Source organism: Brevibacterium sp. LE-L (assembly GCF_050214925.1).
Taxonomy (GTDB): Bacteria; Actinomycetota; Actinomycetes; order Actinomycetales; family Brevibacteriaceae; genus Brevibacterium.
Map to the genome: position 1 here is coordinate 4,063,906 of NZ_CP189759.1, position 24,085 is coordinate 4,087,990.

Annotated in this window: 15 protein-coding genes and 2 pseudogenes; 13 read left to right on the forward strand and 4 right to left on the reverse strand. The window is 64.5% G+C overall.

What is annotated here, in order from left to right; genetic code table 11:
* The first annotated feature begins 6 nt into the window (after positions 1-6).
* From ACQE2J_RS18335 to acnA, 6 genes and pseudogenes are all read left to right on the forward strand, one after another.
* Entirely contained in the window at positions 7-1,056 is a 1,050-nt protein-coding gene (locus ACQE2J_RS18335) for an alcohol dehydrogenase catalytic domain-containing protein (protein ID WP_240689906.1), read from the forward strand.
* 34 nt (positions 1,057-1,090) lie between these two features.
* Positions 1,091-4,267 (forward strand): DEAD/DEAH box helicase, encoded by a 3,177-nt coding sequence (locus ACQE2J_RS18340; RefSeq protein ID WP_426936800.1) that lies wholly within the window; start codon positions 1,091-1,093, stop codon positions 4,265-4,267.
* A 78-nt stretch (positions 4,268-4,345) separates the two neighbouring features.
* Positions 4,346-5,554 carry a Fic family protein gene (locus tag ACQE2J_RS18345; protein ID WP_426936801.1) on the forward strand — a complete coding sequence of 403 codons (1,209 nt, stop codon included), beginning with the start codon at positions 4,346-4,348 and terminating at the stop codon, positions 5,552-5,554.
* A gap of 197 nt (positions 5,555-5,751) precedes the next feature.
* Positions 5,752-7,863, forward strand: a pseudogene (locus tag ACQE2J_RS18350) (aconitate hydratase); the annotation flags it as partial.
* A gap of 131 nt (positions 7,864-7,994) precedes the next feature.
* Positions 7,995-9,406 (forward strand): IS3 family transposase gene (locus tag ACQE2J_RS18355; RefSeq protein WP_426936802.1). Its coding sequence is split into 2 segments (ribosomal slippage): positions 7,995-8,343 and positions 8,343-9,406, totalling 1,413 coding nucleotides; the frame shifts between segments, so codons are not numbered across the junction.
* A 35-nt stretch (positions 9,407-9,441) separates the two neighbouring features.
* A pseudogene (gene acnA, locus ACQE2J_RS18360) lies at positions 9,442-10,140 on the forward strand (aconitate hydratase); the annotation flags it as partial.
* 27 nt (positions 10,141-10,167) lie between these two features.
* On the opposite strand, the gene ACQE2J_RS18365 reads toward acnA, so the two are convergent.
* The 3 genes from ACQE2J_RS18365 to ACQE2J_RS18375 form a co-directional block, all read right to left on the reverse strand.
* Positions 10,168-11,733, reverse strand: coding sequence for an aspartate ammonia-lyase (locus tag ACQE2J_RS18365; RefSeq protein WP_426936803.1), 1,566 nt, complete (start codon positions 11,731-11,733; stop codon positions 10,168-10,170).
* A 45-nt stretch (positions 11,734-11,778) separates the two neighbouring features.
* Entirely contained in the window at positions 11,779-13,068 is a 1,290-nt protein-coding gene (locus ACQE2J_RS18370) for a flavin-containing monooxygenase (RefSeq protein WP_426936804.1), read from the reverse strand.
* Positions 13,069-13,306: 238 nt separating this feature from the next.
* Positions 13,307-14,227, reverse strand: a complete 921-nt coding sequence (locus ACQE2J_RS18375; protein WP_426936805.1) for a LysR substrate-binding domain-containing protein — start codon at positions 14,225-14,227, stop codon at positions 13,307-13,309.
* A 131-nt stretch (positions 14,228-14,358) separates the two neighbouring features.
* On the opposite strand from ACQE2J_RS18375, the gene ACQE2J_RS18380 reads away from it, so the two are divergent.
* Genes ACQE2J_RS18380 through ACQE2J_RS18400 form a run of 5 tightly spaced genes read left to right on the forward strand, consistent with a single transcriptional unit; the run spans position 14,359 to position 19,708 of the window.
* Entirely contained in the window at positions 14,359-14,814 is a 456-nt protein-coding gene (locus tag ACQE2J_RS18380; protein WP_426936806.1) for a RidA family protein, read from the forward strand.
* Positions 14,811-15,494, forward strand: coding sequence for a DUF1028 domain-containing protein (locus ACQE2J_RS18385; protein WP_426936807.1), 684 nt, complete (start codon positions 14,811-14,813; stop codon positions 15,492-15,494). Before ACQE2J_RS18380 ends, ACQE2J_RS18385 begins: the two co-directional genes overlap by 4 nt.
* Positions 15,491-16,684, forward strand: a complete 1,194-nt coding sequence (locus ACQE2J_RS18390) for a M20 family metallopeptidase (RefSeq protein ID WP_426936808.1) — start codon at positions 15,491-15,493, stop codon at positions 16,682-16,684. The genes ACQE2J_RS18385 and ACQE2J_RS18390 overlap by 4 nt, the downstream gene beginning before the upstream one ends.
* A gap of 44 nt (positions 16,685-16,728) precedes the next feature.
* Entirely contained in the window at positions 16,729-18,132 is a 1,404-nt protein-coding gene (locus tag ACQE2J_RS18395; RefSeq protein ID WP_426936809.1) for an MFS transporter, read from the forward strand.
* 55 nt (positions 18,133-18,187) lie between these two features.
* Positions 18,188-19,708 carry an aldehyde dehydrogenase family protein gene (locus ACQE2J_RS18400; protein WP_426936810.1) on the forward strand — a complete coding sequence of 507 codons (1,521 nt, stop codon included), beginning with the start codon at positions 18,188-18,190 and terminating at the stop codon, positions 19,706-19,708.
* Between the two features lie 83 nt (positions 19,709-19,791).
* Here the strand turns inward: ACQE2J_RS18400 and ACQE2J_RS18405 are convergent, their stop codons facing one another.
* The gene (locus tag ACQE2J_RS18405) at positions 19,792-20,409 is read right to left on the reverse strand and encodes a TetR/AcrR family transcriptional regulator (protein WP_426936811.1); all 618 of its coding nucleotides are present in this window, start codon (positions 20,407-20,409) and stop codon (positions 19,792-19,794) included.
* Between the two features lie 137 nt (positions 20,410-20,546).
* Here ACQE2J_RS18405 and ACQE2J_RS18410 point away from each other — a divergent pair, with 137 nt between their 5' ends.
* Together ACQE2J_RS18410 and ACQE2J_RS18415 are read left to right on the forward strand one after the other, a co-directional pair.
* Positions 20,547-22,103, forward strand: coding sequence for an APC family permease (locus ACQE2J_RS18410; protein WP_426936812.1), 1,557 nt, complete (start codon positions 20,547-20,549; stop codon positions 22,101-22,103).
* A 5-nt stretch (positions 22,104-22,108) separates the two neighbouring features.
* On the forward strand, positions 22,109-24,073 hold the full coding sequence (locus tag ACQE2J_RS18415; RefSeq protein WP_426936813.1) for a primary-amine oxidase: 1,965 nt from the start codon (positions 22,109-22,111) through the stop codon (positions 24,071-24,073).
* The last annotated feature ends 12 nt before the right edge of the window (positions 24,074-24,085 follow it).

Genomic DNA, 24,085 nt, shown 5'->3' on the forward strand with positions numbered 1-24,085 from the left:
ACAGCAATGGCCACGACAATGCGCGCAGTGACGTTTGTCAGGAACGACACCGTCGAACTTCAGGAGAAGCCGGTCCCGCAGATCGCTTCGGACGAGGTCCTCCTCAAAGTCTCAGGGGCTGGCCTCTGCCATTCCGACATCTCCATCATCGGAACCGGAGACGACAGTCCGTTGATCGGTTTCACACTCGGCCATGAGGTCTCCGGAACGATCGCTGAAATCGGTGAGAACGTCACCGGGTGGAGCCTCGGAGACCCTGTGCTCGTTTCACTCATGCGTTCGTGCGGGAAATGTCGCGAGTGCCTCGCCGGCAGAGACAACCAATGCGAGGTCATCACCGGTCGCAGCCCTACGGGCCCGATCTCACCGGGAATCGGTGTCGACGGCGGCATGGCCGACTACATCGCCGTCAGCTCTCACCACATCGGCCCCCTCGGCGATCTCGACCCCGTCGATGCTGCACCGCTGGCCGATGCGGCCCTGACTCCGCTGCATGCGATCAACTCCGTCCGCGACCGCCTCACCGGCGACGCGACCGCCGTCATCCTCGGTCTCGGCGGCCTGGGCCATGTGGGTCTGCAGATCCTCATGGCGATCACCGGATCCCGCATCATCGCTCTCGACACCGATGACGAGAAGCTCTCCTTCGCCGCCGAGCACGGTGCCACCGCGATCAGGTCCGACGCCGAGGCAGCCGATAAGATCCTGGAGCTCACAGATGGAATCGGCGCCGATGTCGTCCTCGACTTCGTCGGCGTCCAACCGACCGTGGACATCGCCATCGGCGTTGTGCGCGGAGGGGGCGCAATCCGCTTCGTCGGCCTCGGCGGAGGCTCCTTCGACTACGAGGCCTCCAACGGCGCTGACCTGCCCTGGTGTGTGAACATCGAACGAGCCTACGGCGGCACCCGCTCCGAAGCACGCGAGGCGATCGCTCTCGCCCAACAGGACAAGATCGCACTCGAGGTCACACGCTATTCGCTCGACGACGCACTCACCGCCTTCGATGACCTCAGGCAGGGGCGGATCCAGGGCCGCGGCGTTCTCGTTCCTTAGCTCCCAAGTCAGCCTCGAGTGAGAAGATGGCCTCGTGCCCGAAACCCGACAGACCACTCCCCCGGCCTCGGCCGCCCCCGCCGACTGGCGTGAGGCCTTCGCCCCACTCGCCGAGGCGGCCCCGCAGGAGCATACTCCCGTGTCCCTGGGCTTCGAGCTCGTCGAGGTCGTCCCCCGCACCTGGTTCGAACCCCAGCACTCGGTGCTGCTCGAACGCGCCACTGTCTCCCCCGGCACGAACCCGTCCCTGGCCATCCGGCCGCTGCTGCTCAGCGAATCCGGCAACTGGGTGAAGAAGTCGCTGACCTGGCGCACCATCGATCGGATGGCCCGGCAGCACAATATCGACGCTCGCCACCAGGAATGGTTCACCCAGCTTGCGGGCCTGCGCACCCGGGACAGGACCGACTTCACGCCCGACGGAGCGCCGTACCACCTCGGCGATTTCCATACCCCGCTGCTGTGGGAGCACTTCGACCGGGGTGCACAGCTCGGCATCGAATTCGTCGGCATTAACCAGGGCATGGACGTGCGCATCGGGCGGGTGGCGAAAGCCGTCGTCGACATCAGGCGTGCTCAGGGCCAGCTGCGCGTCCAGCCGCGGGCGACGATTGACGAACGCGAGTTCACTCCGGGTCTGATCAAACCGATCTGGACGCATGGCTTCTTCGGCATCGATGTGGCCTCGGGCTTCACCGTGACTCTCGCTCCGGCGGAGAAGCCGACCAGGGAGTCAGCCCTGCCGGTGTTCAGAGCCGCCGGCCCGATCACCATTCCCGATTCCGAGGCCGAGGAGTTCTTCGAAGAGTACTATCCGCAGCTGCGCACCAGCGCCGAGGTGGTCAGCACCGACGACACCGTGACTTTCCCGGCCTACCGGCAGCCCCGCCTCGTCCTCTTCCTCACCTTCGGCGCCGGCGACAGGCTCGACCTGCGCTGGTACTGGGAGTACTCGGGACCCCGACGCACCCTGCCGGTCATTTCCCGCGCGAAGCTGCCGACCGTTTCACCGCCGCACTCGGCACCGACCGCTTCGGCATCGGCGACCTCGACACAGACGACACCGGCGCGAACAGCCTCTGCGTGGGAGCGGGACGACCGGCGCGACCTCGAGCATGAAGCCGAAGTGCTCTCTGCGGTCGCACGGGTCCTGGCCGACACCCACGAGGAAGGGTCCCGGCTGACGGAGGTCGTCGACACCGCGCTCGACGATGCCGATACCGCCGACTTCGTCGTCAACGTGCTGCCCGGACTCGAGGAGATCGAGCATCTCAAGGTCATCACCCGCGGGAAGAAGCAGCCCTACCGGGAGCTCGGCGGGGAGCCGAACGTCACAATCACCTCGGTGGAGTCGGAGAAGAACGACTGGTTCGACCTCGGCTTCCAGATCAGCGTCGACGGGCACCCGGTCCCCTTCGTCAAGCTGTACAAGGCACTGGCCAGGGGCGCGAAGAAGCTCAAACTCCCCGATGACACCTTCCTGTCGCTGAGCAAACCGGTCTTCGACAAACTCAAGGCCCTGCTCGCCGAGGCGGACCTCATCCCCGAATGGGAACCCGAGACACCGAAGATCTCACGGATGCACGTGGGCCTGTGGTCGGACTTCGAGGACGTCGCCGACGAGTCCGAGCCGGCTCTGACCTGGCGAGAGTCCGCACAGGCGCTGGCCGATCTCGACCAGCTGCCGGCCACCGAGGTGCCCGAACTGGGCGGGGCGAGGCTGCGTCCCTATCAGGTGCAGGGATTCCGGTGGTTGGCGCTGCTCTACCGGTGCCGCCTCGGCGGGATCCTCGCCGACGATATGGGGCTGGGCAAGACGCTGCAGACGCTGGCTCTCATCGCCCATGTGAAGGCCGGCCGCACGGCTGCCCGCGAAACTACGCCCGCGGGCGATACCGCGCACGCCGGCGATACCGTGGCCGGCACCGGTCAGGCGAGGGCACCGTTCCTCGTCGTCGCCCCCACCTCGGTGGTCGACAACTGGGTCAAGGAGGCTGCCGCCTTCACCCCTGACCTCGATGTTCGCGTCATCGCGGAGTCGACGAAGAAGAGACGGACACCGCTGGACGAGGTCGTCGACGGTGCCGATATCGTCGTCATGTCCTATGCGATGCTGCGCCTCGACGAGGACCCGATCTCTCGCCTCGAGTGGGCCGGGCTCGTCCTCGATGAGGCCCAGTTCGTCAAGAACAGCACGGCCCTGACCCATCAGGCGGCGAAGTCCGTGCGGACACCGTTCCGTCTGGCCCTGACCGGCACCCCCATGGAGAACTCGCTGCGCGATGTGTGGTCGCTGTTTTCCATCACCGCACCAGGACTGTTCCCGAGCCCGCACCGCTTCGACGAGGAATACGTCCGCCCCATCGAAAGCGGCGAGAACCCGGGACGGATGCAGCGGTTGCAGCGACGCATCCGACCGTTCATGATTCGCCGGACGAAGGATCTGGTGGCCGCGGATCTGCCGGAGAAGCAGGAGCAGGTCATCACCGTCGAGCTCAATTCCGCGCACCGGAAGCTCTACGACCGGATCCTGCAGAAGGAGCGGAAGAAGATCCTCGGCTTCATCGACAGCGACTACGACAAGCAGCGGTTCATCGTCTTCCGTTCGCTCACCCTGCTGCGGATGCTCGCCCTGGACCCGAGCATCGTCGACGCCGAACACGCCGAGGTGCCCTCGAGCAAGCTGACGGCGCTGATGGACCGGCTCGATGATGTCATCGCCGAGGGGCACCGGTCGATCGTGTTCAGCCAGTTCACCTCGTTCCTCGACCAGGTCGCCGCGGTCCTCGAGCGCCGCGGTGTGCCCCATGTCGTCCTCGACGGGTCGACCCGGAATCGAGGGGCCGTGGTCGAGTCGTTCCGGTCCGGTGAGGCCCCCGTCTTCCTCATCAGCCTCAAGGCAGGCGGCTTCGGGCTCAACCTCACCGAGGCGGACTACGTCTTCCTCATGGATCCGTGGTGGAACCCCGCGACCGAGAACCAGGCGATCGACCGAGCCCACCGGATCGGGCAGACGAAGTCCGTCATGGTCTACCGCTACGTCGCCGAGGGCACGATCGAAGAGAAGGTGCTGGCCCTGCAGAAACGCAAGGCCGAACTCTTCGACTCCCTCATGTCCGATTCCGGCACCTTCGAGGGCCGCGGGCCCAGTGGGCAGGCGTTCAGCCAGACCGTCACGGCCGAGGACATCCGGGGGCTGCTGGACGGGTGAATATTTACTTTAGATGGACTAAAGTAAATATACGAGCCCATTTCTCACCGTGGGGCCCACCCGACAGAAGGCCCGCCCATGCCCTACAGCGTCGAATGCCACTGGAGTCCTCCGAACCCCGCGGGGCTGAGCAGAAAGGACAGAGCCTCAGGCACATTCCACGCCTATGTGCCCGATGAGCTCTCCTCCGCTCTCCCCACACTCGGTGCCGAAGCACAGCGCGCAGCCGAGGAAGCAGTCGTCGTGCTGGCCCGCCTCGATGAACGGATCAGGTCCTCGGGCAGCAGCTATCTCAACCATCTGCTCATCCGGTCCGAGAGCATCTCCTCATCGTGGATCGAAGGCAACCGCCTCAGTCCGAAGAAGCTGGCGATCGCCGAACGACTCCAACACGGCGACCGGGTCGCACTCGATGTCATCGCCAATGTGAGAGCCACTGAGAACGCGATCGATGAGATCGCTGACCCCTCACGAGCGATCACGGTCCGTGACATCGAAGAGCTGCAGCACTCGATCGAGCCCCGGCTCGAGCCCGGACTGCGGACGACCCAGAATTGGGTCGGCGGCCCCGGAAACAGTCCTCTGCGCGCCGATTTCGTCCCGCCTCCGGCCGCCGAGGTGAAACGGCTCGTTGCGAACCTCGCCGAATTCGTCTCAGCTACCGAGGGAAATCCCGTCATTCGTGCGGCCATCGCCCATGCTCAGTTCGAGACGATCCATCCGTTCATCGACGGAAACGGTCGAACCGGGCGAGCGCTCGTCCACACCGTCCTCAAACGCGCCGATGCCCTCCGCACTGTGCTCGTGCCGATCAGCACTGTCTTCGCTTCTGACACGACTACCTATATCGGTGGGCTCACGGCCTATCGTCAGGCCCCAGCCGATCTCGACCACTGGGTCATCTCCTTCGCCGAGGCGGTCGAAGCCGCCGCCGCAAGCGCCGTCCTCCTCGCCGAGGATATCGAGGCACTCGACCAGACGGTTCGCACGGACCTCATCGAGCATCGCCGAGCGATCGGCAAGTCACCGGCTCGGCCGAGGACCGGTTCCGTCATCCTGAAAATCCTCGACAGCTTGGCACGAGAACCCGTGATCACCATCGAGTCGGTCTCGGTCGAGCACGGAGTGACTCGGGCGGCTGCCCACCGCGCCCTCGTCGAACTCGCCGAGGCGAAGATTCTCCGACGAACCAAGAACCACAAGGGCAAGATCATCTGCTATTCGGCAGACCAGCACCTGGCCTATGTCGAGTTGACCGAAGCGAGCCAGCGGAGCCGCAAGGCGTGAGGGCGGTCGCCTCGGCGCAGATGAGCCGACGGCTTTCTCCATCACCTCTGGAGTTCTGAGCACACCCGTGCCTATGCTGTCGATAACGGGCCGCCTGCATGGAGGCCGCACTGGTGCTCAACGTCGGCACCATTCCGATCGGCATCTGTTCGGATGACCCCGCGACTCATTCGCTGTGCGTCCATTCGGAAAGGCCGATCATGACTTCCAACAGCTTCAACACCCGAGACCAGCTGACAGTGGGCGAAAAGACCTACGAGATCCACCGGCTCGACCGCATCGAAGGGTCCCAGCGACTGCCCTACAGCCTCAAAGTGCTGCTGGAGAACCTCCTGCGCAGTGAGGACGGCCGTCTGGTCACCGCCGAACAGATCGCAGCCCTGCGCGACTGGACTCCTGCGGATGTCGGCGAGCACGAGATCCAGTACACCCCGGCGCGAGTGCTCATGCAGGACTTCACCGGTGTGCCCTGCGTCGTCGACCTCGTGGCCATGCGCGATGCGATCACCGAGCTCGGGGGCGATCCGAAGAAGATCAACCCGCTCATCCCCGCCGAACTCGTCATCGACCACTCGGTCATCGCCGATGTCTTCGCCCGTTCGGATGCCTTCGGAATCAATGCGCAGAAGGAGTTCGAACGCAACCAGGAGCGCTATCAGCTGCTGCGCTGGGCACAGGAGTCGTTCACGGACTTCCTCGTCGTCCCACCGGACACCGGCATCTGCCACCAGGTAAACCTCGAATACCTTTCCCGGGTCGTGTTCACCCGCGAGACCGCCGACGGCCTGCCTCAGGCCTATCCGGACACCCTCGTGGGCACGGATTCGCACACTCCCATGGTCAACGGCCTCGGCGTGCTCGGCTGGGGTGTCGGCGGCATCGAAGCCGAGGCTGCCATGCTCGGCCAGCCGATGAGCATGCTCATCCCCGAGGTCGTCGGGCTCAAGCTGACCGGCCAGCTGCCCGAGGGGACGACGGCCACCGATCTCGTCCTCACTGTGGCTCAGCTGCTGCGTCAGACGGGAGTCGTCGGAAAGTTCGTCGAATTCTTCGGGCCCGGCGTGGCGAACATTCCCTTGGCCAACCGCGCCACCCTGGGCAATATGAGTCCCGAATACGGTGCCACCTGCGCGATCTTCCCCATCGACGAGGAGACGCTGGAGTATCTGCGACTGACCGGCCGTGCTCCCGAGCAGATCGACCTCGTCGCCGCCTATGCCAAGGAGCAGGGGCTCTGGCACGACCCCGACCAGCCTGCCGAATACTCCCAGGTCGTCGAATTGGACCTGGCCACCGTCACCTCGTCGATCGCGGGACCGAAGCGGCCCCAGGACCGCATCGAGCTCGGCGACGCCCCCGCGACCGTGCTCGGCCTCCTCGCCGGCGAGCAGAAGAAGTCGACCGTCCGTCCCGGCGGGGTCGATGATGCCTCTGCCGATTCCTTCCCCGCCAGCGACCCGATCTCGGTCTCACCGTCGTCGGTCCCCGATGAGCCTCCGCGTCACGTCGACCGCGCGCAGCTGACCGCGAACGCCCGACTCGGGTGGCCCAGCGATCCGGCCGATGTCGTCATCAACGACATCCCGGCGATCGTCGACCACGGTGATGTCGTGATCGCGGCGATCACCTCGTGCACGAACACATCGAACCCTTCGGTGATGATCGGCGCCGGGCTGCTGGCCAAGAAGGCCGTCGAACGCGGGCTGCGGCCGAAACCGTGGGTCAAAACGACCCTGGCCCCGGGCTCAAGGGTCGTCACCGACTACTTCGACCGGGCCGACCTGACCCAGTACCTCGATCAGCTGGGCTTCGGACTCATCGGGTACGGTTGCACGACGTGCATCGGCAACTCCGGCCCGCTGATTCCGGCAGTGAGTCAGGCGGTCAACGACAACGACCTCAACGTGTCTGCGGTGCTCTCGGGCAACCGCAACTTCGAGGGGCGCATCCACCCCGAGGTGAAGATGAACTTCCTCGCCTCTCCGCCCTTGGTCATCGCCTATGCGCTCGCCGGGAGCATGCACACCGACCTGCTCACCGAGGCGCTCGGGGTCGGCGAGGACGGACGGGAGGTGTTCCTGCGCGATATCTGGCCGACCACCGCTGAGATCAAGAAGGTCGTCGATGAGAGCCTCGAGGCCGAGATGTTCACCTCCGGGTATTCGGACGTCTTCACCGGTGACGAGAACTGGCGGGGCATGGACGTGCCTGCCGGCGACAAGTTCGCGTGGAACCCGGACTCCTCCTATGTCCGCCGTCCGCCCTACTTCGACGGTATGTCAGCTGAGCCCGATACCGCCCATGACATCCCTGCGTGTCAGGGTGAGTTGAGTCCACCGGTTCATAGCAAGTCCGCCTTCGCAGGGCGAGATCAGGAACAATCACGATGAGTATCTCGACTCTCTGCCCATCATCAACTCCGGTCAGCGATGATGGAACCATGAACCCTCCGTACCCGCGCTCTGATGGTCCACGCCGACGCACTTTCACCCCCGACCAGAAACTCGCCCACCTGACCGCTTATGAAGAAGCCTGCAGGCAGCAGCAGGGAGGGGCTTACCTGCGTCGTGAGGGTCTGTATTCCTCGTTGATCACCGAATGGCGCAGACTGCGCGATGCCGGTGTCTTGGAGGGAAAGAAGCCCGGTCAGGCGGTCGGGAAGCCGAACAAGGATCAGGCTGAGATTGCCCGGTTGCGCCGCGAGCTCGAGCAGACCCAGCAGCGTTTGGACCGCACGGAGACGGCATTGGAAATCATGGGAAAAGCACGCGCGCTCTTGGAAGAGACCTCCAAGAGCGCGGATACCGAGTCCAGGCGGAAGAAGCGCTGATGAACGCCTACACCGAGCTGACCGTCCACGGCTCGAGTACCCGGGCTGCAGCCGGGCTGACCGGTATCGCGCGGTCGACCGCGGCACGCCGCCGCAGACGTTCAGGCCCGCCTGTAGCGCGGGAGGTGGTCCCGGCCAACCGGCTCGACTGCACTGAACGAGCGCATGTGCTGGCCGTGCTCAACAGTGCTGAGTTCGTCGATTCCACTCCGATGCAGGTCTTCGCCACGCTCCTCGACCGGGGCGTCTACCTCTGCTCGATCTCGACGATGTATCGGATCCTGGCCGACAACGCCCAGGTCAGAGAGCGTCGACGGCAGGCCAGGCATCCTGCCCGAGCGGTGCCGGAACTGGTCGCTGACGGGCCGGGACAGGTGTATACGTGGGACATCACCAAGTTGGCCGGACCGACCCGGGGTGTGTACTACGACGCCTATGTGATGATCGATATCTACTCCCGCTACATCGTTGGTGCTCATGTCCATGCGCGTGAGTCCGGACCGTTGGCCGAGGAGATGATGGCCGAGGTGTTCGGTATCCACGGCATCCCCCAGGTGGTCCATGCCGATCGGGGCACGTCGATGACGTCGAAGTCCGTGGCTACACTGCTGGCCGATCTTCACGTGACCAGATCGCATTCGCGGCCGAAGGTCTCCAACGACAATCCCTATTCCGAAGCGTGGTTTAAAACGTTGAAGTATGCGCCGGTCTTTCCCGAACGATTCGGGTCTTTGGCTGGGGCGCGAGGGTTCATCGACGAGTTCGTGTCCTGGTATAACCATGAACATCACCACCAGGGACTCGGTCTGCATACGCCGGCCGATGTCCACTACGGACTCGCAGCGGCCAAGGCCGATGAACGCGCTGACGTCCTCGCCGCGGCCCGGGCGGCTCATCCTCAGCGGTTCGCCACGAACGCACCCCCGAAGGTCCTCGACCTCCCTGCGGCTGCTTGGATCAACAAGCCCGTCGAGAGCACGAACGACAACGACCACCAACTGGTCGAGCAACCAGCCGCCTAACTCCCGTTGGTCTCATTCACCTTGACAAATTCCGCATCACCGGTGCCCGGGTGCTGGCCCTCCTCGGCGATTCGGTGACCACCGACCACATCTCCCCGGCCGGAACGATCAGCCCCACCTCACCGGCAGGACGCTTCCTGCGCGAGCAGGGGATCGAACCGACGGATTTCAACTCCTATGGTTCGCGGCGCGGCAATCACGATGTGATGGTGCGCGGAACCTTCGCCAACGTGCGGCTGCGCAATCAGCTGGCTCCCGGCACCGAGGGCGGTGTCACCAGGCACCTGCCCGACGGGGAGGAGATGAGCATCTTCGAGGCCTCTCAGCGCTACCTCGACGAGCAGGTCCCCCTGCTCGTCATCGCCGGTGCCGAATACGGTTCGGGTTCGTCACGCGATTGGGCCGCCAAAGGCACCACCCTGCTGGGGGTCAAAGCGGTGCTCGCGGAGTCCTTCGAGCGCATCCACCGCTCGAACCTCATCGGAATGGGTGTCCTGCCGCTGCAGTTCAACGACGGCGAATCGGCTGAGAGCCTCGGGCTCACCGGCGACGAGGTGTTCTCGATCACCGGGCTCGAAGGTCGGGATACCCTCCCCGACGCGGTCACCGTGCGCGCCGGCGAAGGCGACGGGAGCGTGGAGTTCACCGCGAAGGTCCGCGTCGACACCCCCGCCGAGGAGGTCTACTACGTCCATGGCGGAATCCTGCCCTACGTTCTGCGCCAGCTCCTCTGAACAGATACGGCAGGGCTCTGGCTCTGCTCACCCCTCGGGGTCGGCCACCGTCGGAAGCTCTCCGGTCATCTCGTCGCGCGGGACCGCCTCGGCGGAGTCGGGGTCCGTGGTCACGTTGTGATCGGTGCTCAGCCCCGTCAGCCGTTCGGGTTGGAGGATCTCGCCGAGCTGAGAACGGTCGAGCAGTCCGCGCTCGACGACGAGGTCGGAGATCGGCTCATTCGTCGCCAGTGCCTGCTTCGCCAGCTGGGCGGCCTGAGTGTAGCCGAGGACGGGTGCGAGTGCGGTGATGACGGTGACCGACCGGTCGACGGTGTCCTCGAGCTCCGCCTCGTTGGCGGTGATGCCGTTGACGCAGTTGGTGCGGAAGGTCTGGCAGGCGCGCTCGAGCCACGTGATCGACTGGAACAGGGAGTGGGCGATGATCGGTTCGAAGGCGTTGAGCTGCAGCTGACCGGCCTCAACCGCCATGGACACGGTGACATCGGCGCCGGCCACGGAGTACGCGACCTGGGAGACCGCCTCGGGGATGACGGGATTGACCTTGCCGGGCATGATCGACGACCCGGCCTGCCGGGCCGGCAGGTTGATCTCGCCGATGCCGGCCTGCGGTCCCGAGGACAGCAGCCGCAGGTCATTGGCGATCTTCGACATCTTCAGTGCGCTGCGCTTGAGCGCCCCGGAGAAGGTGATGAACACGCCGGTGTCGGAGGTCGATTCGACGAGGTCACCGGCCGTGACCAGGTCGAGCTCGGTGATCTCACGCAGATGCTTGATGACCGCTTCCTTGTACCCGACCGGAGCGTTGATCGAGGTGCCGATCGCGGTGGCGCCCATGTTCACCTCGCCGAGGAGGGCGACGGCTTCCTCGAGACGCTGGACGTCTTCGCGCAGGGTCGTGGCGAAGGCGTTGAATTCCTGGCCGAGTGTCATCGGCACCGCATCCTGGAGCTGGGTGCGGCCGACCTTGACGATATGGGAGAACTCGCGGCCCTTCGCGGCGAAGGCATCGGCGAGGAGGGTGAGTTCGCTCAGCAGGTTCTGCAGGGAGAAGGCGAGCGCGATCTTGATCGCCGTCGGGTAGGTGTCGTTCGTCGACTGGCTGTGGTTCGTGTGGTCATTCGGGTGGATGAACGCGTAGTCGCCCTTGGCCCGGCCCGCGATCTCCAGGGCGCGGTTCGTGATGACCTCGTTGGCGTTCATGTTCGTCGACGTGCCGGCTCCGCCCTGGATGACACCGACGGCGAACTGGTCGTGGAGTCTGCCTGACTTGATCTCCTCACAAGCGGCATCGATGAGGTTTGCGCGCTGATCATCGAGCGCTCCGATCTCCGCATTTGCGCGGGCCGCGGCCTGCTTGACGCAGGCGAAGGCGCGGACGAAGTCCGGGTAGACGGAGACGGGACGGCGCGCGATGGGGAAGTTCTCATTCGCCCGAGCCGTATGCACGCCCCAATACGCGGTGTCGGGGATCTCGAGGCTGCCGATCGAGTCGGTCTCGGTGCGGGTGGGGAGGTTCTGGTTCGTCACAGTCGGCGAGGTCAGGGGAAGAGAGGCGGTATTGGGATCTGCGGAGGCGTTCGACTCAGTCATAGTGTTTTCAGACTCTCACATTCAAGGATCAGACGGTCCAACGGGTCAGGACGCTGCCGCTGCGAGCGGGGAGGTCACGGGTGCGTAGTCGCGATACATCCGTTGGATGCCGATCTGGTCGGCAAGATACTTCGCATCGTGCCACACGCCCCAGATGAAGCTCGATCCACGCCGGGAAAGCCAGGGAAGTCCGAGGAAGTACATGCCGGGGACCGGTGTCACTCCGCGCTGCTGCACGGGGTATCCGCGTGCGTCGAGCACGCCAGGGACCTCGAGCCAGGAATAGTCGACACCGAAGCCAGTCGCCCAGATCACAGTGCGGATGCCTACGGCGGCGAGGTCGAGCTCGAGGATCGGGTCACTGACACAGTCCGGTTCGGGGCCGAACTCGTGTGCCTCGGGCTCCGGCGGCAGATCGAGCCCATTGCGTTCGATGTACTCGTCGGCCTCACGCAGCAGCGACAGGTAGCTCTCGTCCCCGCGCGCGATGTTCCTCTGCAGATCAGCTCCGATATGCAGCTTTCCGTCGGAATAGGCGTTCGCCCGGCCGAGCAAGGTGATGCCCGAGTCAGCAAGATCGCGGAAATCCACGGTGTGTCCGCCTTGGGCGCCGCTGACGGCGATCGTGACATGCTCGGCACCGGCCGGTGGTGTGGCCATGTCCCACTTGCCCAACACGCCGAGCCACCAGCAGAAGTCCCGGTTGCGGTAGGCACGCGGCGGACGGTCGTGGGGACCGACGGCGAGGTGGACCGGCCGCCCCGAGCGCTGGATTTCAGCGGCGATCTGCACGCCCGAAGATCCAGCGCCGACGACGAGGACACCGCCTTCATCGAGCTGTTCAGGGTTCTTATAGGAGTTCGAGTGGATCTGCGTCAGTCCTGCCTCGGCGGGGATGATGTCGGGAAGCCGCGGGGTCTGGAACGGACCGGTGGCGGCGACGACGTAATCTGCGTCGATGGCTCCGGCATCGGTGGTCACGCGGAAGCCACGGGACCCCGCGTTCTCCGTCACCGAGGTGGCGGTGACCCCGGTGCGCACCGGCAGGTTTTTAGCCTCCACGAGAGTCTGGAAATACTCGGCAACCTGTTCCTTCGTGGCGAAGCCGTCAGGGTCAGTGTGCGCGAACTCCTGCGTGGGAAAACGATCATGCCAGGCCGGACCGTTGGCGACGAGGGAGTCCCATCGGCGAGAGCGCCAGGCCTCGGCGATCCGATCGCGTTCAAGAACGATATGGTCCACTCCCCGCTGATCAAGATGCTCGCTCATCGCGACCCCGGCCTGGCCGCCGCCGATGACGACGACTTCGGTGGATTCTGCGGCTGTGTTCGACATGGACACCCTTCCGTCGGTGCCGCATTGCTGCGGCATGTGCTTCGTTGCTGGCGGGCACAACTTCAACGTTGCCCTGACGCCATCCAGCAAACCGCAGGTGGAAGTGGCATTGCCAATAGTTCTTCACGGTCCACTACATCTTATGAATAGATGTAGTGTTCAATCATCGATCACTTCGAGGCATCGACAACATTGGTTTTCGCCCCACAGAACGCCCTACTCGACGCCGCCTTTCGGCTTACTCGGGAGCCACCTCGGCGAGGATCTCGCGGACGATATCCGCCACGGCCGCGGCCTTCGCCGTTCGTGCGGAGCGGGCCAGGGTCGACACGGCCACATGGAGTGTCGGTACGGGATCGGAGATCTCGAGGATCGTCGTCCGCTCCCCCGTGTAGGTCTGTCTGATCTGCGGTCTCTGATTGAGAATGGAAAAGCCGAGGCCCATGGCGACCATCGAGCGCACGGTCTCGTAGCTCGAACTGCGGTAGCGCACATGCGGAGTGATTCCAGCCAAGCGCAGCATGTTGAGGAAGTACTCGCGGCTGTCGGGCAGGTCGAGGACGACGAACGAATCCTCAGCGAGCTCGCTCAGTGAAACCTTCTTTCGCCTTGCCAAGCGATGGTCGGTGCCGACGATGACGTGTGGTCGGGCCTCCCCGACGATCTCGGCGCGGATTCCGTCAGATTCGGTGAGGTCGTAGTTGAGCGCGAGTTCGACTCGGCCGCTGCGCAGCGCGTCGATGCTCTCCTCGTGATCGCCCTCGACGACCTCGACACTCAGCTCGGGGTGGCGCTCGCCCAGCCGCTGGAGCAGCTGCGGCAGCAAAAAGGGAGCGATCGTCTGGAAGCAGGCGATGACGATGGTTCCGCGCACTTCGCGCTGCCCGGCCTGAATCGAATCGACGGCATCAGTGATCCGACCGAAGATCTCCCGGGTCTCGTGAAGCAGGCTTTCGCCGGCCGAGGTGAGAACGAGACCCTTCGAGTGCTGTCGCACGAAAAGCGGAGCGCCGAGAGCCCTCTCCAGCTGATTGATCGCCGTCGATACCGCCGACTGCGCGATATGGAGCTCCTGGCTGGCCTCTGTCATATTCAGTGTCTTCGCACATTCGGCGAAGTACGACAGCTGAGTGAGCGTGATCGAGAATCTCTGCACCATTGCGGCTCCCTGCGATGAAGAATCTGTTTTATAGATGCTCTGACTAAATTATAACTATTTCACAGATGAATGGAATGTCTCGAGAATGGGTGGCAGACAACGACCGCTTCACTCGACGAGGAGACGCCGACATGGCAGAGCCGACGCACACACGACTGAGAATGTTCAATACCAAGGACACCTATCCGGAGCAGAATCTCGACAACGATCTCTGTCAAGCCGTGGTCGCCGGCGGCGTCGTCTACCTGCGCGGGCAGATCGGCCAGGACCTCGACACCAGAGAATCGGTGGGCATCGGCGATGTCACCGCGCAGACCGAGAAGGCAATGTCGAATATCGCGATGCTCCTCGATGAGGCAGGCAGCAGTCTCGCTGACATCGTCAAGGTCACCGTTTACATCATCGACCCCCGCTACCGTGAGGACGTCTACCGCACGATGGGCAAGTGGCTGAAAGGCGTCTTCCCCGTTTCGACCGGCATCGTCGTCCAGGCACTGGCGCGTCCCGAGTGGCTCGTCGAAATCGACGCCACCGCGGTCATCAGCGACGCCTCCGCCGCGAATTCCACTGCCGAGGTGACCTCGTGACCTTCTCTCTCCTCCTCCATGATCCCGAGACCGGGGAGTTCGGCTCCGCGATCTCCTCGTCGTCTCCGGCCGTTGCCGCCCGATGCATCAGTCTCACCGACGGCGTCGGCGGGGTGAACTCCCAGAACATCACCGACCCTCGCTTGGGCCCGGCGATCCTCGATGAGATGGCCGCCGGCAGAAATGCGCAGTCGGCCCTCGACACCGTCGTCGCCGCCGCCGATCCGATCGCGATCGACTACCGGCAGCTCCTTGTCATCGACGCGGCTGGGAACACCGCCGCACACTCCGGAGCGCAGGCACTCGGCATCTTCGGCGCCCGCGCTGAGACCAACGCCGTGGCCGGGGGCAATATGCTCGCCGACCTCGATGTCCTCGACGCTTTCGTCGAGACCGCCCTGTCTGCCACCGGCCGCCTCGAAGAGCGGCTCTTCGCCGCGTTCGAAGCCGCCATGGCCGCCGGCGGCGAAGCCGGGCCCGTCCACTCGGCCGGTCTCTCCGTGGTCAACGGCTCCGGCTGGAGAGTCACCGACCTGCGCGTCGATTGGACCGATGAGGATCCGATCGGACAGTTGGGCCGCCTTCTCGAGATCTGGATGCCCCAGCGCGACGACTACATCACCCGTGGCCTCGATCCCGCCGCTTCACCTTCCTACGGTGTTCCCGGAGACGACCGATGAATCACTCAACAACCGAAACCGACCTCGAGGCTGCTGAGGGACTCGAACCCTCCGAAGCGACCGCGGCGCACAAGACGCGAGTGCAGGCCCGCATCGGGCAGGTGGCACCACGACTGGTCGACTTGTCGAACTCCCTTCATGACGACCCCGAACTCGGCTGGGAGGAGTTCCGCTCTTCGGCCGCCGTCGCCGGCGTCCTGGCCGAACACGGCTTCACCGTCGAGCACCCCTACCTCGGACTCGACACCGCTTTCCGCGCGACGTTCGGATCGGGCGAGTTCACCATCGGCTTCCTCGCCGAATACGACGCCCTGCCGGGACTCGGCCATGCCTGCGGCCACAATCTCATCGCCGCGATGAGCGTCGGTGGAGCGATCGGCCTCGCCGAGGTCGCAGCAGAGCTCGGCATCACGGTCGAGGTCATCGGGACCCCGGCCGAAGAGGGCGGCGGCGGCAAGATCGAGCTGCTCGACCGCGGCGCCTTCACCGAACTCGACTTCGCTCTCATGGCCCACCCGTCCCCCGTCGACGTCGCCGAGGCGGAACCCTTCGCAGTCACCCACTGGCATATCGAATACACCGGACGCGCCGCCCATGCGGCCGCCTATCCCGAACGCGGCGTCAATGCCAATGACGCCTTCCTGGTCGCCCAGATGGCACTCGGCCTGCTGCGTCAGCAGCTGCCGAAGACAACCAGGGTGCACGGGGTGATGACGAACGGGGGCGAGGCTCCGAACGCGATTCCGGCCAGGACCGAGGGCCGCTGGTACGTGCGCGCCGAGACGACGGACGAGCTGCTGGCCCTCGAAGAGAAGGTCACCAACTGCTTTGAGGCCGGAGCATTGGCCACTGGCGCCGAACTCACGATCACTCCGGAGAGCCGACGCTACTCGGAGATGCGCACCGACGAGGACGCCCTCGAGCACTACCGGGCCAATGCCGTGGCACTGGGCCGGGACTTCGACGTCGACCCCGTCGCCGCGACGATGAACCGCGCCTCGACGGACATGGGCAACGTCTCTCAGATCGTCGACGCCATCCACCCCTATATCGGCGTCGGCGGCGAAGCGAGCAACCATCAGGCCGCATTCGCGGAGTCCTGTGTCGGCGACGTGGCCGAACAGACGCTCATTGACGGCGCCACCGCTCTGGCGTGGACCGCCACCGACGTGAGCATCCAACGAGCCTGAGCGCACTCACTCAGCGCACCACGATTCCAAAGGAGGATTCGGACATGTCAGGTGACACACGGGCCACCGATGGGCTGGCTTATCAGAAGGGCCTGCGCAAGAGCGTGGTCGCCGGTTCGATCGGCGTCCTCGTCCACTGGTTCGACTGGGCGGTCTACGCCTATATGGCCACGACGATCGCGGCGATCTTCTTCCCCGAGGAGGACAGCACCGCGGGCCTGCTCGCCACCTTCGCGGTCTTCGCCGTATCATTCCTCGTCCGGCCGATCGGTGCGATCATCTTCGGCCGCCTCGGCGACAAACTCGGCCGCAAGCACACCCTATCGCTGGTCATCCTCGCCATGGCCCTGTCAACGCTCGTGCTCGGGGTGCTCCCGACCTACGGAACCATCGGCGTACTCGCGCCGATCCTTCTCATCGTCACTCGCATCGTGCAAGGTTTGGCCGCCGGCGGAGAGTTCGGGAGCGCGGCGGCCTTCCTCGGCGAGTTCTCACCGCGCAGACGTCGTGGCTTCGGCTGCAGCTGGCTCGAAGTCGGCTCCCTGGCCGGGTTCCTGCTGGCTTCTTTCGTCGTCTTCGCTCTCAACCAGGCGCTCACCCCCGACCAGGTCAACGCCTGGGGCTGGAGGATCCCGTTCCTCATCACCGTGCCCTTGGGCTTCATCGGCCTCTACATTCGCCGCCGGATCGAGGACACCCCGGAATTCGCGGCCCTGCAGAAGATGGAGACCGTCGCCGAGGCTCCCCTGCGCGAGGTGTTCAAGCGCAACCCCAAACAGTTCCTCCAGACCTGCGGGATGGAGACGTTCATGAACGTCACCTTCTACGTCGTCCTCGTCTACCTGCTCACCTATCAGGAAACCGCGGTCGGCATCGAACCCGGACGGGCAGCGCTGCTGTCGACCCTGGCCTCGGCACTCGGCCTTGTCATCGTCCCGCTGGCGGGTCTCGCCTCGGATCGATTCGGACGCAAGCCTGTGCTCATGACCGCGGCGATCGCACTCACGGTGTTCTCGGTTCCGCTGTTCCTGCTCATGGGTGCCGACTACCCCTGGGCGTCGTTCGTCTCGACTTTCGGACTCGCCTTCATCCTCGCGATCATCCTCGGCACCCACGCCGCCACTGTCGTCGAGCTCTTCCCGACACGAACTAGGCAGACCGGCCTGTCCATCGCCTACGCTCTCACCGCTGCGCTCTTCGCGGGCACCGCGCCCTATATCCTCACTTGGCTCATCGATTCCACCGGCAGCACTCTGAGCCCCGGCTGGTTCCTCGCCGTTGTCGGCATCATCGGCATCGTCACCGTCGCATCCCTGCCCGAGACCCGCGGCATCGACCTGCTGCGCTCCGACGACCTCGAAGAGTCCCCCTCCACTCAGGCTGCCGACGCAGCGACCATCACAGAAACGCCCGCACCAGCTCACGTCGAGCCGACCGGCGACCGCTGACCGCTGCCCATTTGATCGCCAGCTTCCCTGTTTCACATCCCGAAGGAGACCCTCCATGACAGCAACTCTCGCCGACACCACGCCCCGACCGTCCACACTGGCGCAGTGGCAGGCCGCGGCCGCGGCACTGACCATCGACGGACGGCCCGTCATCGACGGGCGACGAGTCGACGCCCGCTCAGGACAGACCCACGCGAAGACGAATCCGGCCACAGGCGAGGTGATCTCACAGCTCCACCTCGGCGATGCCACTGATGTCGATGCGGCCGTGACAAGTGCTCGCACCGCCTTCGAGACCGGTGACTGGTCGCACGCCTCGGCGACGCATCGTCGTGAGGTGCTGCTTCGCCTGGCCGAACTCATCGAAGCGCGGTCGGACGAGTTCGCCCTCCTCGACACCCTCGACATGGGCAAGCCGATCGGAGAATCCTCGACGATCGACGCACCGGGAGCCGCCGCACTCTTCCGCTTCTACGGTGAGGCGATCGAGAAGCTCAGCGACGAGATCCCCGTGACACCTACCGGATCGACGGCGCTCGTCACGCGCGAGCCCCTCGGAGTCGTCGGGGTCATCGTGCCGTGGAACTATCCTCTCGAGATCGCGACGTGGAAGATAGCCCCGGCGCTGGCAGCCGGCAATGCGCTGGTCGTCAAACCGCCGGTCGAAGCCTCGCATTCGGTCCTGTTGCTGGCCGAAATCGCTGCCGAGGCGGGGTTGCCCGCCGGCATTCTCAACGTCGTGCCCGGGCGCGGCTCGGTCGTCGGGGAAGCGCTGGGCCGGCACATAGACGTCGACATGCTCGGTTTCACCGGGTCCACCGAGGTCGCCAAGCAGCTGCAGGTCTATGCCGGGGAGTCGAACATGAAGCGCCTGGCCCTCGAAGCCGGGGGCAAAAGCGCGAACCTCGTCTTTGCCGACACCGACGATCTGACCGCCGCCGCACGAAAGGCGGCCTTCGGCATCTTCTACAACCAGGGAGAAGTCTGCTCGGCCACCTCACGGATCTTCGTCGAACGCCCCGTCTACGAGGAGTTCCTCCACCTGCTTGAGGATGCAGCCGAGGACTTCCAGCCCGGAGACCCGCTCGACCCCGCCACGGCGATCGGGTCTCTCGTGTCCGAACGGCATGCCGACGAGGTGTGGGAATGCATCGAACAGGCCCGCGCCGACGGCACCATCGCCCAGGGCGGAAACCGCCCTGCCATCAATGGCCGCCGCACGTTCGTCGATCCGACGATCGTCACCGACCTGCCTGCCGACCATCGTCTGCACAGTCACGAGATCTTCGGCCCCGTCGCGCTCGTCACTCCCTTCGACACCGAGGAGGAGGCCATCACGAAGGCGAACGAAACTCCGTACGGACTCGCTGCGGCCCTGTGGACAGGCAGCATGGCCCGGGCACATCGTGTGTCCTCACGCTTGGTCGCCGGGACCGTTTCGGTCAACACCGTCGACGCCTTGGGATTCACGACGCCTTTCGGCGGGTTCAAACAGTCCGGCTTCGGCCGTGACCTGTCTGTCCATGCCCTGGAGAACTACTCGGATTTCAAGACCACTTGGATGCAGTGGGGGTGAAGTCGCCTCGACGAATCACTGTGCTCTCGCGCTGAAGCACCTCGTCGGCGCGGTGAACCGGCTGCAACACTGAGGCCGCCGGTTCACCGCGCCATTGTCGTCTCTGCCAATCGGCACCCGGTGAGCACCTCGGCATTTGCGACGATGAGCCCAAAGATATCTTCGGCGTCGAGCGGGGTTCCGCCCATGAAATGCAGACCGTAAGCGTCTTCGAGGGCCACGAGGTTGCTCGCCGCCGTGTCCACGGGCAACGTCATCGTGAAGGCCCCGGCCTCGACGCCCTCGGTGAGCACCGAGGCATAGAGGGAGACCTCAAGTCGGTAGAGCTCGGCCATGAGCCCGGCGTGAAAGCTGTCCCTGAAGGCATGCGTATGCAGCTCATTGAGGACCTGGAAATCGATGTCTGCGGAGGAAACGGGAATGCCGCTGCGGATCACCTGAGCCAACTTGAGCTGCGGTGACTCCCCCTCCGCGCTCTGGCCGCGACGGTTCCAGTAGAAACGCGACACCGCATCTTCGTGCACCTCGCGCACCAAATCGCCGAGGTCGGGATAGTAGTACGCCACAGATCCGGCACCGACCTCCGAGTGGGCAGCCACATCGATCGCGCGCAGACCGTTGAGTCCACGTTCTGCGATCGCCTTCTTCGCCGCCTGCACCAGTTGTGCCCGACGGCCCGCTTGATTCTTCGGTCTCGCCATACTGACATTATCTCCTGAAGTGATGCAGGCAAACGCGGATCGGTATGGCCGCACCTCTGTCAATCGGCGACCGTCCATGCAATTCTTTAGGGTGTAACTCAAAGAACTTTATCGGACACCCACTCACAAGGAGGTGGATGGTGTCTTCACTTGAACGCACAACCGCATATGCGGACGAACAGAAGCAACATCTGAAGAAGACGCTCGGCCGATTCGACATCGTGCTCATCGTCATGTCGGCGGTCTTGAGCATCGAAGTCCTCGCCGAAACTGCAGGGTTCGGTGCCGAAACCTTCACCTGGACCTTAGTGCTCGCGATCTTCTTCCTCGTGCCCTACGCGCTCATCTTCGCCGAGACCGGAAGCACATTCGTCGGTGAGGGCGGCGCCTACATCTGGGTCCGCCAGGCCTTCGGTCGCCCCTTCGGCGCGATCGCCTCGATCCTCAGCTGGGTCACCCAGCCCGTGTGGGTCGGCGGTTCGATGGCCTTCCTCGCCACCAGCACATGGAACCAATTCATCAGCCCGATCGAAGCAGGCTCGATCGTCGACTGGACGTTCAAGATCGTGTTCATCTGGATCACCGTGATCGCGGCGATTCTGTCGCTGGCGAAAGCGAAGTGGCTGCCCACGCTCGGCGGCGTGCTCAAAGTCGTCTTCATCGCCTTCTTCCTGTTCACCACGATCATCTACGCCGTCCAACACGGCGTTCAACCCCTCCACCTTTCGGACTTCAGTCCGAGCCTCGGCGGCTTCCTCGGGCTGGTGCCGCTGCTGCTCTTCTCCTACCTCGGATTCGAGGCCTCGAACAGCGCCTCGGACGAAATGAAGAACCCGAAGCACGACATTCCCGTCGCCATCGCCCGTTCTGGCTTCGTCTCCGCGCTGTGCTACATCCTGCCGGTACTGGCTATGCTGCTCGTGCTGCCGACCCAGACCATCACCGGCATCGGCGGGCTCCTCGACGCCGTACAGACGGTGTTCGCCGTCTACGGTCCGGCATCCAAGGTCATGGTCGTGCTCGCGGCGCTGATGTTCGTCATCATCCTCGCCTCTCAAGGCGCGGCGTGGATGATCATGAGCGACCGGATGCAGGCACTGACCGCCGCTGACGGTGCGTTCTTCGGAGGGTTCTTCGGCAAGATCTCCCGCAACCTGGGCACCCCGGTCAACGTGAATCTGCTCTCCGGCACCGTCGCCACGGTCTTCCTCATTGCGGCCATGCAGCTGAGCGGTGATGCCGGGGCGCTGTTCGGAGTCGTACTCTCGATCTCCATCTCGACATTCCTGCTCAGCTACCTGCTCATCATTCCCGCAGCCGTCAAACTGAGATGGAAGCATCCCGGCATCGAACGCCCATTCCGAGTGCCCGTCGGCAATGTCGGATTCACCGTCCTCGGCGGCATCGCGTTCCTCTGGGTTCTCCTCGGATCCTGGGTCGCAATCTTCCCAGGCACCCTGGAGAGGCTCTTCGGCCTCGACTACGACTTCCTCGACGAATGGGGCGTCGCCCAGGGACCATTCACGGCGCTGACTCTCGGCACCCTCGGCGCACTCGCTGCACTCGCACTCTTCGGATACGTCCGTGGGCACCGGATTCGCGTGTTCCGACCGACTCCGGCCGATCCTCAAGATCTGCTCGATGAACTCGACGCTCCGCTCGACAGCAAACTCGACACACAGAAAGGCATGTGAGACCCATGACTGCAATGACACCGACTGCCACCGGCATTGGGACCACCCACCCGCTCGATCGCCTGACCTCCGAAGAGATCGAACTCAACCGCTCGATCATCGTCGACGCGGGTCACGTGAGCGAGCAGACGCTCTTCGCTCTCGTCGGACTCGTCGAACCGGACAAGCGCGATGTTCTTTCGGGCGCAACAGGCCTCGACCGGCGTGTGCGCTCACTCCTCATCAACCGCGGCACCGAGGAGCAGACAGAGGTTCTCGTGTCGCTGACCGAGCGCAAGGTCCTACTCGCCCGTGTGCTCGACGTCGCCTCCGAGGGCCAGGCGCCGATCACGATGACCGAGTATGAAGAAGCCGAGCAGATGATCCGCAACGACGCGACGTGGCGGGCTGCCGTCGAGGCTCGCGGCATCACCGATGTCGAGACCGTGCGCATCTGCGCTCTTTCGGCAGGATGCTTCGATATTCCCGGTGAGGCCGGGCGGCGATTGGTGCGCGGTTCATCCTTCATCCAATCGGATCCGCAGGACAACGCATGGGCCCACCCTCTCGAGGGCCTCGTGGCCTATCTCGACCTCAACACCGGTGAGGTGGTCGAGGTCGTCGACACCGATATCGTCCCCGTGCCCCAGGAACGCTTCGATTACCACCTCGACTCCTGGCTGCCCGAACCGCGGACGACGCAGAAACCCATCGAGATCACGCAGCCCGAGGGAGCGAGCTTCACCGTCGACGGTGACGTCCTCGATTGGGAGAAGTGGCAGGTTCGCCTCGGTTTCGATCCGGTCGAAGGACTGGTCCTCCACCAGATCAGCTTCGATGACGAGGGCGAGCGCCGCCCCATCGTCTACCGCGCTTCCGTGGCGGAGATGGTCGTACCCTACGGCGACCCGAGCCCGGTGCGCTTCTGGCAGAACTACTTCGACGCCGGCGAGTACTCGATGGGCAAGAACACGAACTCGCTCGAACTCGGCTGCGACTGCCTCGGTGAGATCCATTACTCGGATGCGGTGCTCGCCGACGACCAGGGGCATGCGCACACGATCACGAACGCCATCTGCATCCATGAAGAGGATGCAGGCATCCTGTACAAGCACACCGACGAATTCACCGGAGCCGTCGACGTGCGCCGCAACCGCCGTCTCGTCATCTCCTTCTTCATCACCGTCGGCAACTACGACTACGGCTTCTACTGGTACCTCTACCTCGACGGCACGATCGAACTCGAGTGCAAGGCCACCGGCATCGTCTACACCGCCGCCTACGGTGACGAGGCGCAGCGTCAGCGCTGGTCATCTCCACTCGGCGACGAGGGGCTGGGCATGCCCTTCCACCAGCACATGTTCTGTGCACGTCTGGACATGCAGGTCGACGGCATCGCCAACGCCGTCGATGAGCAGGAAGCCGTGCGTGTGCCCTTCGGAGAGGACAATCCCTACGGCAACGCCTTCACCCGAAAGCTCACCCGGCTCACCGCCGAGGGCGGACGGACAGCCGATGGTGAGACCGGACGGGTCTGGCACATCATCAATCCGGAGAAGACGAACCGGCACGGCTTCCCCGTCGGATACGAGCTGCGCGTGCCCGATGAGCCGACGATGATGGCTGCCGAGGGGTCGTCTATTTCGAAGCGCGCCGGTTTCGGGGCGAAGCACATGTGGCTGACGCATTTCGACGCGGACGAACGGTTCCCGTCGGGTACCTACCCCAACCAGAATCCGGGCAACGGCACGATCACGCAGTGGGTCGAGCAACAGCGTCCGGTCGATGGTGACGACATCGTTGTGTGGGCGTCGTTCGCGATGACGCACTTCCCGCGACCTGAGGATTGGCCGATCATGCCCGTCGACAGGCTCGGGTTCACCATGAAGCCCTACGGCTTCTTCGACCGCAACCCCGCGCTCGACGTGCCGCGCCCGAAGTCGGCCCACTGCGGTACGGACGCCAGCGGACATTCGTGTGAGTGCGACTGACGGGCGCGGACG

Coding starts and splice junctions, on each gene's coding strand:
- ACQE2J_RS18410 (WP_426936812.1), top strand. CDS start 20,547: ATGGTGTCTTCACTTGAACGCACAACCGCATATGCGGACGAACAGAAG.
- ACQE2J_RS18375 (WP_426936805.1), bottom strand. CDS start 14,227: ATGGTGCAGAGATTCTCGATCACGCTCACTCAGCTGTCGTACTTCGCC.
- ACQE2J_RS18400 (WP_426936810.1), top strand. CDS start 18,188: ATGACAGCAACTCTCGCCGACACCACGCCCCGACCGTCCACACTGGCG.
- ACQE2J_RS18415 (WP_426936813.1), top strand. CDS start 22,109: ATGACTGCAATGACACCGACTGCCACCGGCATTGGGACCACCCACCCG.
- ACQE2J_RS18390 (WP_426936808.1), top strand. CDS start 15,491: ATGAATCACTCAACAACCGAAACCGACCTCGAGGCTGCTGAGGGACTC.
- ACQE2J_RS18405 (WP_426936811.1), bottom strand. CDS start 20,409: ATGGCGAGACCGAAGAATCAAGCGGGCCGTCGGGCACAACTGGTGCAG.
- ACQE2J_RS18370 (WP_426936804.1), bottom strand. CDS start 13,068: ATGTCGAACACAGCCGCAGAATCCACCGAAGTCGTCGTCATCGGCGGC.
- ACQE2J_RS18365 (WP_426936803.1), bottom strand. CDS start 11,733: ATGACTGAGTCGAACGCCTCCGCAGATCCCAATACCGCCTCTCTTCCC.
- ACQE2J_RS18395 (WP_426936809.1), top strand. CDS start 16,729: ATGTCAGGTGACACACGGGCCACCGATGGGCTGGCTTATCAGAAGGGC.
- ACQE2J_RS18345 (WP_426936801.1), top strand. CDS start 4,346: ATGCCCTACAGCGTCGAATGCCACTGGAGTCCTCCGAACCCCGCGGGG.
- ACQE2J_RS18335 (WP_240689906.1), top strand. CDS start 7: ATGGCCACGACAATGCGCGCAGTGACGTTTGTCAGGAACGACACCGTC.
- ACQE2J_RS18380 (WP_426936806.1), top strand. CDS start 14,359: ATGGCAGAGCCGACGCACACACGACTGAGAATGTTCAATACCAAGGAC.